Here is a 15,661-nt window from a genome sequence, read left to right as displayed (position 1 = left end):
TCAGTAGAAGGAACGGCTTTCATGAGTCTCTCCCAGGGTGATGCCCTCACCACCCACAACTTCGGCCTCCAGATCGACGGCGTCATGGTCGAGTACCTGCACGCCGTGGGCGAGGTGGGGATGGAGCAGGACGTCATCGAGTACCAGCAGGTCTCGGCGAACGGCCAGCCGATCACCAAGAAGATGCCCGGTGTGAAGAAGGCCGGCGAGACCACCGTCACGCGCGGCATGGAGCAGTCCACCGCCTTCACCGAGTGGATCGCCGCCTCGCTGCGCGGCGACATGGGCTCGGCCCGCAAGAACGCGAGCATCATCTACATGGACTACCAGTTCAACCCGGTCCGGCGGCAGCACCTGCGCAACGCCTGGTGCAGCAAGGTGGTGGGCGCGGCCGCGACGGCCGGCGAAGCCTCCGTGATGACCGAGACCGTCACGATCGTCTACGAAGAGCTGGTCACCGAGTAATGCGTCGCGGACCTGCCAGGCCTGCCACCGACGCCGCTGCCGCCACGTCCGCTCCCGCGGACGTGGCGGCCCCGGCCGTCGTACCGGCGGAAGCACAGCCCGTACGGCAGCCGTTGCGAACCGAGTTCGCGTTCGAGCTGCCGCGCGGGTACGTGGACGACATGGGAACCGTGCATCGCGAGGGTGTGATGCGACTGGCGACCGCTCGGGACGAGCTGATCCCGCTGCGGGACATGCGGGTGCAGGAGAACCCCGCGTACCTCTCGGTGGTGCTGCTCGGCCGGGTCATCACCCAGTTGGGCACTGTGGCGCACATGCACGACGGCGTGGTGGAGAACATGTTCGCCTCCGACCTCGCCTTTCTCCAGGACTTCTACCGGCAGGTCAACGCCGAGGGCCACACCAGGGCCGGCGTCTCCTGCCCACACTGCGAGCAGCCGTTCGAGGTCGAGCTCGGCGGGAGCCGCCTGGGGGAATCGTGACGTACGCGACCGACCGGATCCATGAGGAGATCGCGTACATCGCCTACCACTTCCACTGGAACCTGGACGACATCCTGGACCTCGAACACCGTGAGCGGCGGCGATATGCCGAGCAGATCGCCACGTTGGTGACGCGTGCTGCAACGGAGCGGTGATGGGCATATTCGACCGGCTGAGGGGCCGGGAGCGGAGCGGGGGCGCTACGGTGCCGGGCCCCGTTCCCGAGGCGTCCGCCGGAGACCGAGCCGCCGCGGGCACCGGTGCCGCTGTCTCCGCGAAGGGGCGGGGCTGGGCCGGTCTGCCACCGATCCAGCGCGTGCTGACGGCTCCGGCGCGGGTGACGGTCGCGTCCGCGGACTTCGGCGGCTCGCTGACCGCCTGGCAGAACCACTCCTTCTCCGGGACGCTCTCGCATGCCGTCCTGGACGGTGCCCCGACCGGTCTCATCAAGGACACCCTGGCGTTCGCCGGGACGCCCCGGCCGGGTGACCGCGGCGCGGCCCGGCCCCTGCCGATCGCCGCTGCCGTTGATGACGCTGCCCGGGGGGACACCGGTGCGAGCGGTCCGGGCCAGCCGCAGTGGCCCTCGGTCCAGCGCGCCCTGGGTCCGCGGGTCGCTCCCGTAATGCCGCGGCTGAAGCCGGCGCCCTTGGCGCTGACCCGGGCTTCCGCCCCTGGAACGGTGCAGCGCAGGGTGCTTCCCGCGGTGGCGCCGCGCCGGGGGACGCCCGCCCCGGCGGCAGGCGAGGTGGCCGTGCGGACGTCTGTGTCCCCGTCCGCTCCGACACCGGTCCGGACGCCGACACCCGCGCCCGTACCCCCGGCTCCCCGACCTTCTTCCACCGCGACCGGGGCCGCCGCTGTGCGCGTCCAGCGCGCGGAGGGAGACCAGGACGGACCTCGCGGCGGCGGCTCGGCGCGGATCGTGCCGCCGGGCCCCCGCGGTCGGGTCCGGCGGGCGCGCCCTCGGCAGCGTCCTCAGCGGCCCACACCCCGCCGGCCCACACCCCGCCGGCCCACACCGCTGCACTTCCCGTGCAGCGGCGTGAGGCGAGCGCTCCCGGTCCGTCGGCTGGTCCGGCGGCCGCCGAGCCACGTCGGCGCTCGCTGCTCGGACCGCCGCTGACGGGACCGGTGGCTCCGCCGGCGGCACCTGCACCGCAGGCCGCACCGGTGCAGCGGCGCGGCCTCGTCGGTCCCGCCGTGCAACCGTCCTCGTCCTCGCCAGGACCGACACCGCCGGCAGCGCCGCTGCTCGGCGGCCCCGGGGCCGGTGTGCCGTCGGGCGGGGTGCGGGCGGCCGGCGGCGGGAACGGCGGTCCGCCGCCCGCACCGAGGACATCGGCAGCCAGGCCGGAAACCGTGGTGCGCCCGTCCGGCACGTCCGGGACCAGCACGGCCGGAGCCGGCACCCCCGCGGCGGCTCCGCCCGGGCCACGTCCGGTCGTCCGGCCCGGGTTGGGTGCTCCGCTGAGTGGACCTGCCGGCGGTCGGACGGTGAACCCGCCGGCCTCCCCGGCGGTGCCCCGGCAGACGGGTGCCCCGGTTCCCGGCAGGGCACCACTCGTGCAGCGTTCCCCGGCGGTCGGCGGGCCGCCGCGCACTCCCATGCCGCCCGCCGTACGGCCCACCGAGCGGACGGCTGCGGGCCCCGCGGCGTCCGCGACCGCTCCCGCACCGGCGTCGCCCGTGCAGCGGCACGGTCCTGCCGACCGCGCGTCGTCGAGCGGGCGCCCGCCCGCACCGACCGGGTCCGCTCCGGTTCCCGGACCCGGCTCATCGCCGACCACCGATGTCCCCGTCTCCTCCAGCCCTTCCGGCTCCTTTACGGGTGCGCGTGGCGCGGCCCTGCCGGGGCCCGGCGGCGTGGCCGGGCCACCCGTCGTTCCGACGCGCGGCCCGACCACGCTGACACCCGATGCGGCCGCCGGGAGGAGCGGCCGCCCACTACCGGTGCAGCGGCTCGCCACCCCGGGAAACTCCGGCAGCGCTGCTGCGCCGACACCGCTCGGTCCGAGGGGCGGATCCGGCCCTGCCGGGAAACCCCCGCTGGGGCGCATTCCCGCACCTGCAACAGCACTTACACCTGCACCCGCACCGGGCCCCCGGGCCGGCGCGCCGTCAGCGGTGACGCGTCCGGCGGCGGTTCACCGTTCCGTAGCGGCAACCACCGGTCCGGCAGCGGGCGGTGGCGCGCCCGCGCCCGGCGCTCCCGTTCGGCCGCCGCGCGGATCCGGCGAAGACGGCGCCAACAAGGCGACCCCGGAGCCGAATTCGACACCGCCTGTCGTAGCGGCCGAATCCGGAGCCGACCAACAGGCCGCTGCGCCTCCCTTGCCGCGGGCGGCAGTGCCCACCGTGCCGGTGCGGTGGTCGGTGACGGCCTCGACCGCCCGGCCGGTGCGTCACCCACGGCCGGTTCCTGGACGCAGTGCCCGTCCCGCTCCTGGTGCCACGCCCGGTCCGGCGGGGGAGAGGCGGTGCGCCCCACCGTGCACCACACCTCCGGATCCGGCCGTGCGAGCGGTACGCCGCGCGTGCAGCGGTCGCCCCTGACTCCCCCCTCGGCCCGGCCCCTGACCCCAGCCCGGCCCCCGATCTCGCTCCGGCCGGCTTCTGCCGTTGCCTCGGCCCTCCCGTCCGCTCCGGCCGCCCGCGCCCCGGCGACCGCCCTGCCCTCCGGGGGGCGGGCGCCCGCCGTATCCCGGACCCCCGCTGTCTCCCGAACGTCGGCCGGCCCGCCGTCGGCGTCGCGGCAGGGGTCCCTTCCGTACGCCCCGCTGCTGGGTTCCTCCCGGCCGGTCACGGCCGCCGGGTTCACGCCGGCGTCGGCGGGGCCACGGTCCGTGGCCCCGGTCGCGGCGGCGGGCAATGCTCCGGCAGCCGCCGCGCCGCGCCGCGGGGAGCCCCCGGTGGCCGGTGCCCAGCCGGTCGCTGCGCGGCGGCCCGCCGCTCCCGGGGCGTCCGCGCGCCCAGGGGTCCAGCGTGCCGTTTCACCGTCCGCCCACGCGCCGGCTCCCGCGCCGACGGCGCACAGGGCCCCGACCCCCGTGCGTCTGCACCGTGTTCGGCCCGCGACCGTCGGCAGCCGTCGGCCTGCCGTACAGCGCTCCGCCACCCCGCCCGCCGCCGTCCGTCCGATGCCGCTCACGGCCGCGACCCGGCCCCCGGCCGCTCCCACCCCGGCGTCCTCGCCCGTACGACCCGGTACCGAAGGGCGCGATCCCCACGGTGCTGCCCCGGCCCTCCCGGTCGTTCAGCGCGCCGCGTCCGCGTCGGTGCCACTCGTCCCGGGCGGGACCGGCCGTACGCCGGTACGGCAGGCTCCCGGTGGCTCCGGATCCTCCACTGCCCCCATGGCGTCCGCCCTCTCGACCGCCGCCGTGGCCCGGCCGGTTCGGAGCTCCGTCGTGTCCCTGGCGCCGGCCCGGCCCGCGCCGGCCGTCGCGCTCCCCGTGCAGCGTGCGGCGCCCGCGATCCCGGCCGCGCGTCCCGCTCCGCCTGCAGCCGCGGCGCCGCCGGTCCGTACGCCGACGCCCGCCCCGGTGCGGGTGTCCGCCCCGCGCCGTGCCACGTCCGTCGAAGTGCAGCGGAGCAGTGGTGGCGGCGGGGGAGCCGCGGAGCGGCCGGCGCCCTCCGTGACGAGCCGGTTCACCCCGCGTGAGTTGAAGGAGGACCAGGTGGCCGAGTTGGCCCACCGGCTGATCGAGCCGATGACCCGGCTGCTCCGCACCGAGCTGCGGCACGACCGGGAGCGGATCGGCAAGCTGCGCGACCCACGCCACTGACAGCCCCGCGCGCGAGCCGAGCCGCCTGATCCGTCACGTCGGTCCGCAGGCCCGACCCCCCCGCCCCATCGCCCGACCCCCGTGGAACCGCAGGAAGGCCCCACCTGATGCCCCAGGAACTCGACGCAGGCTCCACCATCTTCTTCAACCTCACCATCGACGGTGAGAGCCTGGGCAACTTCAACGGTTGTGAAGGGCTCTCCTCGCAGGTCGAGATCGAACAGCGGCAGGAGGGCGGCAACAACGGATTCGTCTGGCAACTGCCCTCCCGCGTCACCTTCTCCAACATCACGCTGACCCGCCCCCTCACCGAGGCCACCGCGAAGGTGGCGGAGTGGATCTCCTCCGTGACCACGGGGGTGACCCGGCCCACCGGACAGATCGCCGCGCTGCGCGCCGACGGCTCGGTGGTCGCCCAGTGGGGGCTGATCGACGTCCTTCCGGTGAGCTGGCGCGGTCCCTCCTTCGACCCGGCGAACCCCGCCGTGGCGACCGAGGTCCTGGAGATCGCCCATCACGGATTCACGGACGCGGGGGAGGTGTAGCCGATGAACCTCTCCGGTTTCGGCATCGGCGACAGCCTGGTGCGGGCGACACTCGCTATCCACCAGCCGCCGATCGGCAGCAGCACCAGCCCCGGCGCGCTCATGAAGACCTTCCATTTCGACTTCAACCCGTCCCAGCTGTCGCTCACCCGCCGGGCCCAGTGGAAGACCACGCCCACAGCGGCGGTGCGGGACGGCGCGGTACCGGAGTTCATGGGGCCCGAGCCGCGGGAGATGTCGGTGGAGATCTTCCTCGACCGCTCCGACGACCCGGACAGCAACGACGTGCGCAAGAAGGTCGAAGCGCTCTTCTCCTGCTGCGAGACGACGACCGCCAGCATCGCGGCGAAGCAGCCGTCGACGCCGTGGGTGGTCTTCGAGTGGGGTGCCTTCTCCACCGCCCGCTTCAACGCGTACGTCAGCTCCGTGGAGGCCCAGTACACCCTCTTCAACACCAACGGGATGCCGATCCGGGCCGTCTGCCAGGTCAGCCTGCACGAGATCCCGAGCAGCACGCTCGGCCAGAACCCCACCTCCGGCGCGCTCACCACCCGCCGGGTGCACCGGGTGGTGGCCGGCGACTCGCTCCAGCTCCTCGCCTGGCGCGAGTACGGCGACGCCACCGTGTGGCGCACGATCGCCGAGGCCAACGACATCGACGACCCGAAGGTGCTGACGCCCGGGGTCGAACTGATGCTGCCTGCCGCGGAAGAGGTCGGTGCCTGATGTCCGACATCGGCTTCTCCAACATCCTCACGGTGCAGATCGGCGGCGCCAAGCTGAAGTCCCCGGAGGACAAGAAACTGGTCGCGGGCCGGGTCGACTTCGGCGCGGGGGTGCCCGGCGCGTTCCAGCTCACCTTCCGTGACGACAAGAAGGACATCCTCGCCAAACTGAGCGTCGAGATCGGTGTGCCCGTGGTCATCGCGCCCCTTGCCGACGGCAAGGGCACCCCGATGATCACCGGCGAGGTCACCGCGCTGGAGACCGACTACGACCGCACCGGCACGTTCACCGTCATCCGGGGTTACGACAAGGGCCACCGCATGCTGCGGCAGCGCAGGGTCGCGGCGTACCGGAACAAGACCGCCACCGAGATCGCCGTCGAACTGGCGCGCAAGAGCGGCATTCCGGTGGGCCGCACCACCCGGACCAAGGGGCAGTACGAGTTCATCAGCCAGGCCAACGTCACCGACTGGGACTTCGTCCAGCGGCTCGCGGACGAGAACGAGATGGTGATGTCCATCAACTCCCAGGGCAGATTCCAGTTCGTCAAGCGGCAACAGGCCGCGTCGGCCCCTGCGGAGAGTCTGCCGGGCAAGCAGAGCGCGCTCCTGCTGACGGGCGGAGAGGACATCCTGCGCTGCCGCGCGGCGGTCACCTCGGCCGACCAGGTGACCGCGGTCGAGGCGCGGGGCTGGAACGTCACCACCAAGCAGCCGCTGGTCTCCAAGGCGCCCGCGCTGGACAACCCGGGCTTCGCCATCGGGATGCGGCCCTCCGCGGCGTCCAAGAAGTTCGGCAAGGCCGAACTCGTCGAGACCGGCACGCCCTACGACAAGCTCGACGAGGTCAAGCACGCCGCCGACGCCCTGGCGGACGACGTGACCTCCGCCTTCGCCGAGGTGGAGATCACGGCGCGCGGCAACACCGCACTGCGTCCGGGCGTGGCCGTCACCCTCAAGGACGTCGGCAAGCCCTTCCAGGGCAAGTACACGGTCACCGCCGCCCGCCACACCTTCGGCGACCAGGAGCACTACCAGACGTTCCTGCACGTCAGCGGGCGCCAGTGGCGTTCGCTGTACGGGCTCACCTCCGGAGGCGGCGGGGCGGGTCCGGCCAGGCTGCCGAGCGTCGCCAATGCCCTCGTCACCGACATCAAGGACCCGTTGCGGCAGGGCAGGGTCAAGCTGACGTTCCCGTGGCTGGACGACATGTACGTCAGCGACTGGACCCGGACCGTCCAGCTCGGCGGGGCCAAGGGCGGCAGCATGATCTCCCCGGACGTCGACGACGAGGTGCTGGTGGCGTTCGACCGCGGCGCGCTGGACCACCCGTACGTCATCGGCGGCCTGTACAACGGCGTCGACAAGCCGGACCCCGTCGACGTGCCCGTCTACGACCCGACGCGCGGCAAGGTCACCCGGCGCACTCTGTCCGACCGCAGCAACAACCGGATCGACCTGCTCGACCAGAGCGTCGGCCTCAAGCGCGGGGTACGCCTGTCCACCGGCGACGACCGGCTCACCATCAATCTGGACCGGACGAAGACCGAGATCGTCGTGGACAGCAAGGGAAAGGTCTCCATCAGAGGGTCCGCCGCCGTGGCCATCAACGCGGGCGGCAATCTCTCGCTGAACGCGGTGGGCTCCGTGACGATCCGCAGCGGCGGCCTGATGAACATCAACGCGGGGACCACCCTCTCCGTGAACTCGGGCGGCGTCGCGTCCGTGGCCGCCGGTGGGGCGCTCACCATGAGGGCCGGTGCGGCCATGGCCTTGACGGCGGGGGTCTCCCTGCAGATGACCGCCGCCATCAACATCGGGCTGCAAGCGGCCACGATCAAGTCCACCGGCCTCCTCACCTCCAACTTGAAGCCGGTGCTGACAGTGGGAGGAGTCTGATGGCAGAACAGTTCGTCGGCTCCGGATGGGCGTTCCCGCTGCGCATCAGCCCCACCGGCGGTATCGCGCTGGTCAGCGGGGAACGCGAGGTCGAGGAGGCCATCAGGCTCGTCCTCTCCACCGCGCCCGGAGAACGGCCGATGCGCCCCGAGTTCGGCTGTGCCATCCACGACATGGTCTTCGCCCCCGTCAACGAGGCCACCGCGGGGCGGATCCAGCACGAGGTGCACAGTTGCCTGGACCGCTGGGAACCGCGCATCGAGGTGGATGACGTCGCGGTGACGGCCGGCGCGGAAGAGGGTGTGCTCTTCATCGACGTCCGCTACTCGATCACGGGCACCAACAACCCGCGCAGCCTGGTCTTCCCGTTCTACGTGATCCCCTCCCACGACGGGCCCGAGGGGTCCGGCACGCCCGACGAGCACCTTGGAAGCGACCGCTGATGGCCCTGCCCTCCCCGAACCTCGACGACCGGCGCTTCCAGCAGTTCGTCGACGATGCCAAGCGCTACATCCAGCAACGTGCCCCCGAGTGGACCGACCACAACGTCTCCGACCCGGGCGTGACCCTCGTCGAGACCGTCGCCCACATGGCCGATCAGATCGTGTACCGGCTCAATCGGGTGCCCGAGAAGAACCACCTCGCGTTCCTGGACCTCATCGGGATCACGCTCTTTCCCCCATCCGCGGCGCGCGCCGATGTCACGTTCTGGCTGTCGGCGCCGCAACAGCAGCCCGTCGTGCTGGCGACGGGCACCGAGGTCGCAACGGTCCGTACCCAGACCGAGGACGCGGTGGTGTTCGCCACCGAGCGCGAACTGACCGTGGTCCCCTGTGCGTTGTCGTACCTCGTGGTCCAGCGGGCCGAACAGGAACCGGCCGACCGGACCTCGGACCTCGCCGCGTCCAAGGACGTGCACTGCTTCACGGAGGCTCCGCGCCCCGGCGACCGCATGCTCTTCGGGCTCAGCGCCGCCGTACCCGACTGCGTGGTCGTCCTGGAACTCGACAGCCAGGTGGACGGTGTCGGGGTCGACCCCCGGCAGCCGCCGCTCGTCTGGGAGGCGTGGACCGCCGACGGCTGGGCCGGCTGTGACGTGGAGCGGGACACCACCGGCGGACTCAACCGCCCCGGCGAGGTGGTGCTGCACGTCCCCGGCGGCCACGCTCTCTCCCGCACCGGGCGGCGCGAGGCGGGCTGGTTGCGCTGCCGGGTCACGGAGCCGGACGAGGGCCAGCCTTTCTACACCACGTCGCCCACCATCCGCTCCGCCGAGGCGTTCAGCATCGGCGGCAGCACCGGCGTCGTGCACGCCGAGACGGTCCGGGACGAAGCGCTGGGGGAGGCCACCGGACTGCCCGGCCACCGGCTGCGGCTGGCCAACAGCCCCGTCGTCGGAGACGCGCAGCCGCTGCTGCTCCAGGTCGCCGAGCGTGACGGATGGGTCGACTGGGAGACCGTCGGCCACTTCGCCGCCTCGGGTCCCGACGACCGGCACATCACCCTGGACGCGACCACCGGTGAGATCGCCTTCGGTCCGTCCGTGCGCGAACCGGACGGCACCCTGCGCCAGTACGGGGCCGTAGCGCCCAAGGGGCGCCCATTCGGGCCCACCGCTACCGCACAGGTGGAGGGAAAGGAGGCAACGTCGCCCGGCGCGCCATCCAGGTGCTGCGTGACTCCATCCCGTACGTCTCCGACGTCGTCAACCGGGAGGCCGCGCGGGGCGGGGTCGACGGTGAGACCGTCGAGGAGGCGAAGGTCAGGGCGCCCATCACGCTGGGTGGGCAGGACCGCGCCGTGACCCTGCGGGACTACGAGGAACTGGCGCGCCGCGCGGCGCCCGAGACCGCGCGCATCACCTGCCTCGCGGCCGACCCGGACGAGCACGGTGCGAACGCCGTACGGGTGCTGGTCGTCCCGCAAGCCGTGTCCGACCCGGGCGGCCGGCTGCGCTTCGAACAACTCGTACCGGGCGACGCCCTGCTGGCGCGCATCACCCGGTACCTGGACGAGCGGCGCCTGATCGGCACCCGGCTGGCGGTCGGGCCGCCGTTCTACCAGGGGGTGACGGTCGTCGCGACGGTGCACGCCTTCCGCGGCACCGACACCGACCGGGTCAGACGGCAGGCGCATGACGCCCTGTACCGCCATCTCGACCCGCTGACCGGGGGAGCGCACGGCACGGGCTGGCCCTTCGGCCGCCCGGTCCAGGCGGGCGAGGTGTTCGCGGTGCTGCAACGGGTGCCCGGCGTCGAGCTGGTGGACGAGGTACTGCTGCACCCCGCCGACCCGCTCAGCGGCAAGCGCGGCGACCCCACGGACCGGATCGACCTCGAACCCTCCGCGCTCGCCTTCTCGTTCGACCACCGCGTCCGGGTGATAGGGGACGCGTCGTGAGCCCCGCCGGAAGCACGCGCGGCGCCGTCGACGGACTCGCCTCCTCGGCCCCGCTGGCGTTGATGCTGCCGGCGGTGTTCGCCGACGACGATCTCGCCCAGCGCTTCGTCGCGGGTCTCGACGAGACCCTCGCGCCGCTGCACAACGTGCTCGACTGCCTGGACGCCTACTTCACCCCGTCGCTCGCGCCCGCGGACTTCACCCGCTGGCTGGGCACGTGGGTGGGCGCGGAGACCGAAGGTACGGAGACGGCCGGTGCCGAGACGGCCGGTGTGGAGACGGCCGGCGTGGAGACGACGGTCGCGCTGCGCGCCGCGGTGACCGCCGCCGTGCGGCTGCACCGCATTCGCGGCACCCGGCGCGGACTGTCCGAGGCGATCCGGCTCGCCTTCGGCGTGGAGCCGGAGATCACCGAGAGCGGCGCCGCCGCCTGGGACGCCGGGCCCATGGGCCCGGTCCCCGGCGAGAGCCGCCCGTTTCTGCACGTCACCGTGCGACTGCCGGAGCCCGGCCCCGCGGTCGAGCACCGGCTGGAGCGCCTCGTAGCGGCAGCCTGCCCCGCCCATATGCCTTACACGGTCCAGGTGACCGCCGCCGAAAGGACTCCCGACAGGTGACCAGTCAGCAGGCTTCCCCGTCCACCCCGCCGTCTTCAGCGGCCGGTGGCGCCCCGGGGGACACGGCACGTCACTGTGCCGAATGCGGCACGCGGCCGACTCCGGGGCAGTCCTTCTGCGACGGCTGCGGCGCGGTACTGAGCTGGATCCCGGACCGCAAGGAACGGGACGCCGCGAGTGCGGCAGGCCGGCAGCGCGGCGCGGATACTCCGGGCGCCTCGGAGCCGGAGGAGGGGACGCCGCCCGACGCGGATACCGACGCGAATACCGGCGCGAATACCGACGCGGATACCGACGCGGACACCGGCGCCGACTCCGGTACCGGCCCCGATGCCGTCGCCAGGAGCACAGGTCCGGTGCGGGGACCCGTAGCGGTACGCGCAGGCACCGATGCGCCGGCGGTGGTGCCCGACGGGGACGACGGCCCGCCCACGATCCCGGCGGACCCCGTCGCGCCGGCCGCCTCCCCCGCGGCCGCGACCCCGGACCCGGCCCCGGACGCGAGCGCGCGGGCCAGGGCGCTGCTCGTTCCGGTCGCCGACCAGCGCGCCGCCGCCCCGGCACCGGACGTCGCGCCGGTCCTGCCCGGCGTGCCCGCCGCGGCCCGCCCCCGGGTCCAGGCCCCCAGCGCCGAGCCGGCCGACGAGACCGGCTCCCCGTGCCCCTGGTGCGAGGTCGGCAACCGCCCCGACCGGCACTTCTGCCGGCGCTGCGGCATGTCCCTCGCGGAGCGTCCCGGCGTCCCGGCAGCCCGGCGTCCCTGGTGGCGCCGGATGTGGGAGTTCGGCAACCGTCCGGCGCCGTGGGCGGGCGAGCGCCCGAGGCTGCGCCGGGGCATCGGCCGCGTCTTCCCCTGGATCGCGTACGGCCTGGCGCTCGGGCTGGTGATCTACGCGGCGCTCAACGTGGGTACGGCGTGGAACGCGACGCGCGACCACTTCGCGAAGCGGGTCCAGGTCACCCCGGATTCCGCCGCGGCGTCCCATACCTTCGCCGGCCACCCGCCGAAGGCGCTCTTCGACAAGATCAACAACAGTTGGTGGGGCCCCGGCGTCTCGCAGTCCGCCGAGGGCGAGTGGGTCGAGGCGCGCTTCCGGGAACCCACCCGGCTGCTGAACATCCTCATCACGGCCGGGATCTCCACCAAGGCTTCCGACCTCACCGAGGCCGCCCTTCCGCACGCTCTGGACGCGGTCGTCACCACGGCCGACGGGAAGCAGACCACGCGCCGCATCACCCTCGACCAGGTGAGCGGCCCACAGCAGCGGAAGTTCCGGGCGGACAACGTCGTCAGCGTGCGGTTCGTCATCCGCTCGGCGTTCAACGCGGGCCCCGACAAGCAGGTTTCGATCGCCGAGATCGAGTTCTTCACCCGCGCCACCAACAGCGGCACGTAGCGCCCTCAGACGATCAGGCCCCTGACGCGCAGCCAGGGGACGGGGGAGATGTCGGACCCGAACGCGGGGCCGGTGCGCATCTCGAAGTGCAGATGCGGCCCGGTGGCGTTGCCGGTCGCGCCGGACCAGCCGATGAGCGTGCCGCCCTGGACGCTCTGGCCGACGACGGCCTTCACCTCGGAGAGGTGGGCGTACTGGCTGTACATACCGTCCTGGTGGCGGATGACGACCTGGTTGCCGTAGTCGCCTTCGGCCCCGGCCGCGACGACCTCGCCGGGGCCGACGGCCTTGACCGGCGTTCCGGTGGGCACCACGAAGTCGATGCCCGTGTGCACGCCGGTGGACCAGGCAGAGCCCCGCTGGTGGTACGGGGTGCCGACCGGCCCCTCGACGGGCAGGGTCCAGCCGCCGGACACGTCGCCGCCGACCGGGACGACCATCTGGGAGGAGGACCGTATGACGGCCGCCACGTACGCATACGTCTCGCCGTCCATTCCACTGGCGCGCGGCACACCGCCGTACTCCTCCACGGCCTTCCACCCCAGGCGGTATCCGGCCAGGGCGAGTTCCAGCGGAGTGCCCCGGTAGCCGGGGTGCCGCTTCGCGGTCCGCAGGAGCGCGCACATCTTCCTGCCCTGGGACGGTATGGCGTCCGCCGGATCCAGGACGTCCTTGACGCCGTCGTGATCGCCGTCGATGCCCTCGGCCGCCCAGTCGGCGTCGGAGAACTGCGCTATGCCCCTGGTGAGGGGCCGTTGGGCCGTGGAGGGACTTGCCTCGGCCCGTTTCCCACCGGCCCTGCCGTCCGCCGCCCGTTGCTCGTCGGTCCGTGGGTCCGTCAGCGAGCCCTCGCCGTCGGCCGATCCGCTCGACTCGCCGACCGCGACCGAACCGGCCCTGGGATTGAAGTTGCTCTCCTGCTTCAACTGGGCGGCCAGCACCGGCGCGGTGAGCAGCTTCTCGCCGCAGCGGGCCGCGGAATCGCGCAGGAGCTTCGCGTAGCCGAGGGGAACACCCACGTCCCCCGCCTTCAGCTCGACGCCCGTCGGCGCGGGGGCGTCTCCGCCGGCTGCCTCGCTGTCGTCCGCGGTCCCCAGCAGCAACACCCCGAGCCCGATCGATAACGGCGTCACCACGGCGCCGACGACGACCGGCACCATCCAACGAGCGATCCTCACAGGCCCGGCTCTCCCCACTCGACCGTCGCGGTGCGGCTCACTATGCCATCCGCCGGAGGCCGGCCCGCCGCCCGCCCGCGCCGCCGGCCGGGTCCCGGCGCGGGCGCTCCAGGGACGTGTGGGAGCGTGGTCGGGTGAGCGAGACGACGGCCAAGACCCTGCAATACCGCGTTGACGGGCCAGAAGACGCACCGACCCTGATATTGGGCCCCGCCCTCGGCACCACCTGGCACATGTGGGACCGCCAGCTGCCCGACCTGACCCGCCAGTGGCGGGTCCTGCGCTACGACCTGCCCGGCCACGGGGGTGCGCCCGCCGACCCCGCGACCTCGGTCGCCGACCTGGCGGACCGGCTGCTCGCCACCCTCGACCTCCTCGGCATCGACCGGTTCGGCTACGCGGGCTGTTCCCTCGGCGCGGCCGTCGGCGTCCGGATCGCGCTGGCGCGCCCCGACCGGGTCGCGGCGCTGGCCCTCGTATCCGCCGCCGCCCGGCACGGCACCGCCGACGCCTGGCGGCAGCGCGGTGTCATCGTGCGGGCCAACGGCCTCGGGCAGTTCTCCCACACCGTCCCCGAGCGCTGGTTCACCGACGGCTACCGGGCCGCCCAGGGAGCCATCGTCGAATGGGCCGTGCAGATGGTGCGCACCACCGACGCGGAGTGCTACATCGCCGCCTGCGAGGCGCTGGCGGCGCACGACGTACGCGACGAGCTGGGCCGGATCACCGTCCCGACCCTCGTGGTGGCCGGCGCGGACGACCCCGCGACGCCGCCCGCCGACGCCCGCGTCCTGGTCGCCGGGATCCCCGACGCCCGACTCGCCGTGGTGCCCGCCGCCTCCCACCTCACCCCCGTGGAGCAGCCCGCGGCCGTCGGGGAGCTGCTGGTACGGCACTTCGGCGCCACCTGGACCGAGTCCGTCGTCGCCTCCACCACCGCCGTGCTCCAGGCCCCGCCCGCCCCGCCGGCCGCGGAACAGCCCACCGCGGTGCCCGCGGGCCGCGTCGACCCGTACGAAGAGGGTTCGCTGATCCGCAGGGAGGTCCTGGGCGACGCGCATGTCGACCGGGCCGCCGCGGGGGCGGACGCCTTCACCGGGGACTTCGAGGAGTTCATCACCCGCTACGCCTGGGGAGAGGTGTGGGCGCGCCCCGGCCTGGACCGGCGCACCCGCAGCATCATCACGCTGACGGCGCTGACCGCCCGCGGGCACCTCGACGAGCTCGCCTCCCACACCCGCGCGGCGCTGCGCAACGGCCTCACGCCCGCCGAGATCAAGGAGACGCTGCTGCACACGGGCGTCTACTGCGGACTGCCGGCGGCGAACGCCGCCTTCGCGGTCGCGCAGCGCGTGATCCAGGAGGAGACGTCCGTCGGCGGCCCCGCCGGTGATCGTCCGCGATGATGGTTCCCTGACGACCTGGTGACGACCCGGTGCACGTCGATATCGCTGATCACGTTCCGAGGAGCAGAGGAGCAACAGTGAAGCTGACCAAGAAGGGCCACGCCTGCGTCAGGCTGGAGAAGGACGGGCAGGTGCTCGTCATCGATCCCGGCGCCTTCACGGAGGAGGACGCCGCGGTCGGCGCCGAGGCGATCCTCATCACCCACGAGCACATCGACCACTTCAACGAGGACCGGCTGCGCCTCGCCCTGGACGCCAACCCGGCCGCCCAGGTCTGGACCCTCAAGAGCGTCGCCGACCAGGTGTCGGCGGCCTTCCCCGGCCGGGTGCACACCGTCGGCGAGGGCGACACCTTCACCGCGGCGGGCTTCGACATCGAGGTGCACGGCCAACTGCACGCCGTGATCCACCCGGACATCCCGCGGATCGCCAACCAGGGCTACGTGGTCGACGGCTCGGTCTTCCACCCCGGTGACGCCCTGACGGTCCCCGACCGTCCCGTCGACACCCTGCTGCTCCCGCTGCAGGCCCCCTGGAGCAAGCTCTCCGAGGTTGTCGACTATCTGCGCGAGGTGAAGCCGCAGCGCGCCTTCGACGTCCACGACGGGCTGCTCAACGACATCGCGTTCATGATCTACGGCCGGATGCTCGGCCCCGACGGCCCCGGCATCGGCGGCGGCGAACACCGCCGGCTGGTCCCGGGCGAATCCGTCGAACTGGGCTGACGGCACGACCTGCGCGCACCGCCCCGGGGCAGCC

At 73.3% G+C, this 15,661-nt stretch carries 13 protein-coding genes and 1 pseudogene; 13 read left to right on the top strand and 1 reads right to left on the bottom strand.

Features of this window, described 5'->3' with window-relative positions:
* Positions 1-21 precede the first annotated feature (21 nt).
* The 11 genes and pseudogenes from LNW73_RS06005 (at position 22) to LNW73_RS05955 (ending at position 12,318) form a co-directional block, all read left to right on the top strand.
* On the top strand, positions 22-465 hold the full coding sequence (locus tag LNW73_RS06005; RefSeq protein WP_250989216.1) for a phage tail protein: 444 nt from the start codon (positions 22-24) through the stop codon (positions 463-465).
* The gene (locus tag LNW73_RS06000) at positions 465-947 is read left to right on the top strand and encodes a hypothetical protein (RefSeq protein WP_250978354.1); all 483 of its coding nucleotides are present in this window, start codon (positions 465-467) and stop codon (positions 945-947) included. Before LNW73_RS06005 ends, LNW73_RS06000 begins: the two co-directional genes overlap by 1 nt.
* Positions 944-1,102, top strand: coding sequence for a DUF6760 family protein (locus LNW73_RS05995; RefSeq protein ID WP_014153881.1), 159 nt, complete (start codon positions 944-946; stop codon positions 1,100-1,102). Before LNW73_RS06000 ends, LNW73_RS05995 begins: the two co-directional genes overlap by 4 nt.
* A 3,201-nt stretch (positions 1,103-4,303) precedes the next feature.
* Complete coding sequence (locus LNW73_RS05990; protein ID WP_250989215.1) at positions 4,304-4,735, top strand: extensin; 432 nt, start codon at positions 4,304-4,306, stop codon at positions 4,733-4,735.
* 107 nt (positions 4,736-4,842) lie between these two features.
* Positions 4,843-5,280 carry a phage tail protein gene (locus LNW73_RS05985; protein WP_250978356.1) on the top strand — a complete coding sequence of 146 codons (438 nt, stop codon included), beginning with the start codon at positions 4,843-4,845 and terminating at the stop codon, positions 5,278-5,280.
* A 3-nt stretch (positions 5,281-5,283) separates the two neighbouring features.
* A complete protein-coding gene (locus tag LNW73_RS05980) occupies positions 5,284-6,006 on the top strand; it encodes a CIS tube protein (protein ID WP_250978357.1) in 723 nt (240 codons plus the stop codon).
* Positions 6,006-7,904, top strand: coding sequence for a VgrG-related protein (locus tag LNW73_RS05975; protein ID WP_250989214.1), 1,899 nt, complete (start codon positions 6,006-6,008; stop codon positions 7,902-7,904). Before LNW73_RS05980 ends, LNW73_RS05975 begins: the two co-directional genes overlap by 1 nt.
* Complete coding sequence (locus tag LNW73_RS05970; RefSeq protein WP_250978359.1) at positions 7,904-8,347, top strand: GPW/gp25 family protein; 444 nt, start codon at positions 7,904-7,906, stop codon at positions 8,345-8,347. The genes LNW73_RS05975 and LNW73_RS05970 overlap by 1 nt, the downstream gene beginning before the upstream one ends.
* A pseudogene (locus tag LNW73_RS05965) lies at positions 8,347-10,304 on the top strand (putative baseplate assembly protein). Before LNW73_RS05970 ends, LNW73_RS05965 begins: the two are co-directional and overlap by 1 nt.
* 62 nt (positions 10,305-10,366) lie before the next feature.
* The gene (locus LNW73_RS05960) at positions 10,367-10,921 is read left to right on the top strand and encodes a phage tail protein (protein WP_250992817.1); all 555 of its coding nucleotides are present in this window, start codon (positions 10,367-10,369) and stop codon (positions 10,919-10,921) included.
* Positions 10,918-12,318 carry an NADase-type glycan-binding domain-containing protein gene (locus tag LNW73_RS05955; protein ID WP_250989213.1) on the top strand — a complete coding sequence of 467 codons (1,401 nt, stop codon included), beginning with the start codon at positions 10,918-10,920 and terminating at the stop codon, positions 12,316-12,318. Before LNW73_RS05960 ends, LNW73_RS05955 begins: the two co-directional genes overlap by 4 nt.
* Before the next feature lie 5 nt (positions 12,319-12,323).
* Here LNW73_RS05955 and LNW73_RS35900 read toward each other — a convergent pair whose 3' ends face one another.
* Positions 12,324-13,496 carry a M23 family metallopeptidase gene (locus LNW73_RS35900; RefSeq protein ID WP_308407640.1) on the bottom strand — a complete coding sequence of 391 codons (1,173 nt, stop codon included), beginning with the start codon at positions 13,494-13,496 and terminating at the stop codon, positions 12,324-12,326.
* Between the two features lie 134 nt (positions 13,497-13,630).
* Between LNW73_RS35900 and pcaDC the strand changes: the two genes are divergently transcribed.
* Entirely contained in the window at positions 13,631-14,902 is a 1,272-nt protein-coding gene (gene pcaDC, locus LNW73_RS05945; protein WP_250989212.1) for a bifunctional 3-oxoadipate enol-lactonase/4-carboxymuconolactone decarboxylase PcaDC, read from the top strand.
* 77 nt (positions 14,903-14,979) lie between these two features.
* Complete coding sequence (locus LNW73_RS05940; protein WP_250978362.1) at positions 14,980-15,627, top strand: MBL fold metallo-hydrolase; 648 nt, start codon at positions 14,980-14,982, stop codon at positions 15,625-15,627.
* The last annotated feature ends 34 nt before the right edge of the window (positions 15,628-15,661 follow it).

The sequence above is a fragment of the Streptomyces sp. RKAG337 genome, assembly GCF_023701715.1.
In the GTDB taxonomy this organism is placed as follows: Bacteria; Actinomycetota; Actinomycetes; order Streptomycetales; family Streptomycetaceae; genus Actinacidiphila.
This window is presented reverse-complemented; position numbering and strand designations above follow the sequence as displayed.

Excerpts from the sequence above, each read along its gene's own strand:
- LNW73_RS06005 (WP_250989216.1), top strand. The coding sequence starts at position 22 with ATGAGTCTCTCCCAGGGTGATGCCCTCACCACCCACAACTTCGGCCTC.
- LNW73_RS06000 (WP_250978354.1), top strand. The coding sequence starts at position 465 with ATGCGTCGCGGACCTGCCAGGCCTGCCACCGACGCCGCTGCCGCCACG.
- LNW73_RS05990 (WP_250989215.1), top strand. The coding sequence starts at position 4,304 with ATGGCGTCCGCCCTCTCGACCGCCGCCGTGGCCCGGCCGGTTCGGAGC.
- LNW73_RS05985 (WP_250978356.1), top strand. The coding sequence starts at position 4,843 with ATGCCCCAGGAACTCGACGCAGGCTCCACCATCTTCTTCAACCTCACC.
- LNW73_RS05980 (WP_250978357.1), top strand. The coding sequence starts at position 5,284 with ATGAACCTCTCCGGTTTCGGCATCGGCGACAGCCTGGTGCGGGCGACA.
- LNW73_RS05975 (WP_250989214.1), top strand. The coding sequence starts at position 6,006 with ATGTCCGACATCGGCTTCTCCAACATCCTCACGGTGCAGATCGGCGGC.
- LNW73_RS05970 (WP_250978359.1), top strand. The coding sequence starts at position 7,904 with ATGGCAGAACAGTTCGTCGGCTCCGGATGGGCGTTCCCGCTGCGCATC.
- LNW73_RS05960 (WP_250992817.1), top strand. The coding sequence starts at position 10,367 with ATGCTGCCGGCGGTGTTCGCCGACGACGATCTCGCCCAGCGCTTCGTC.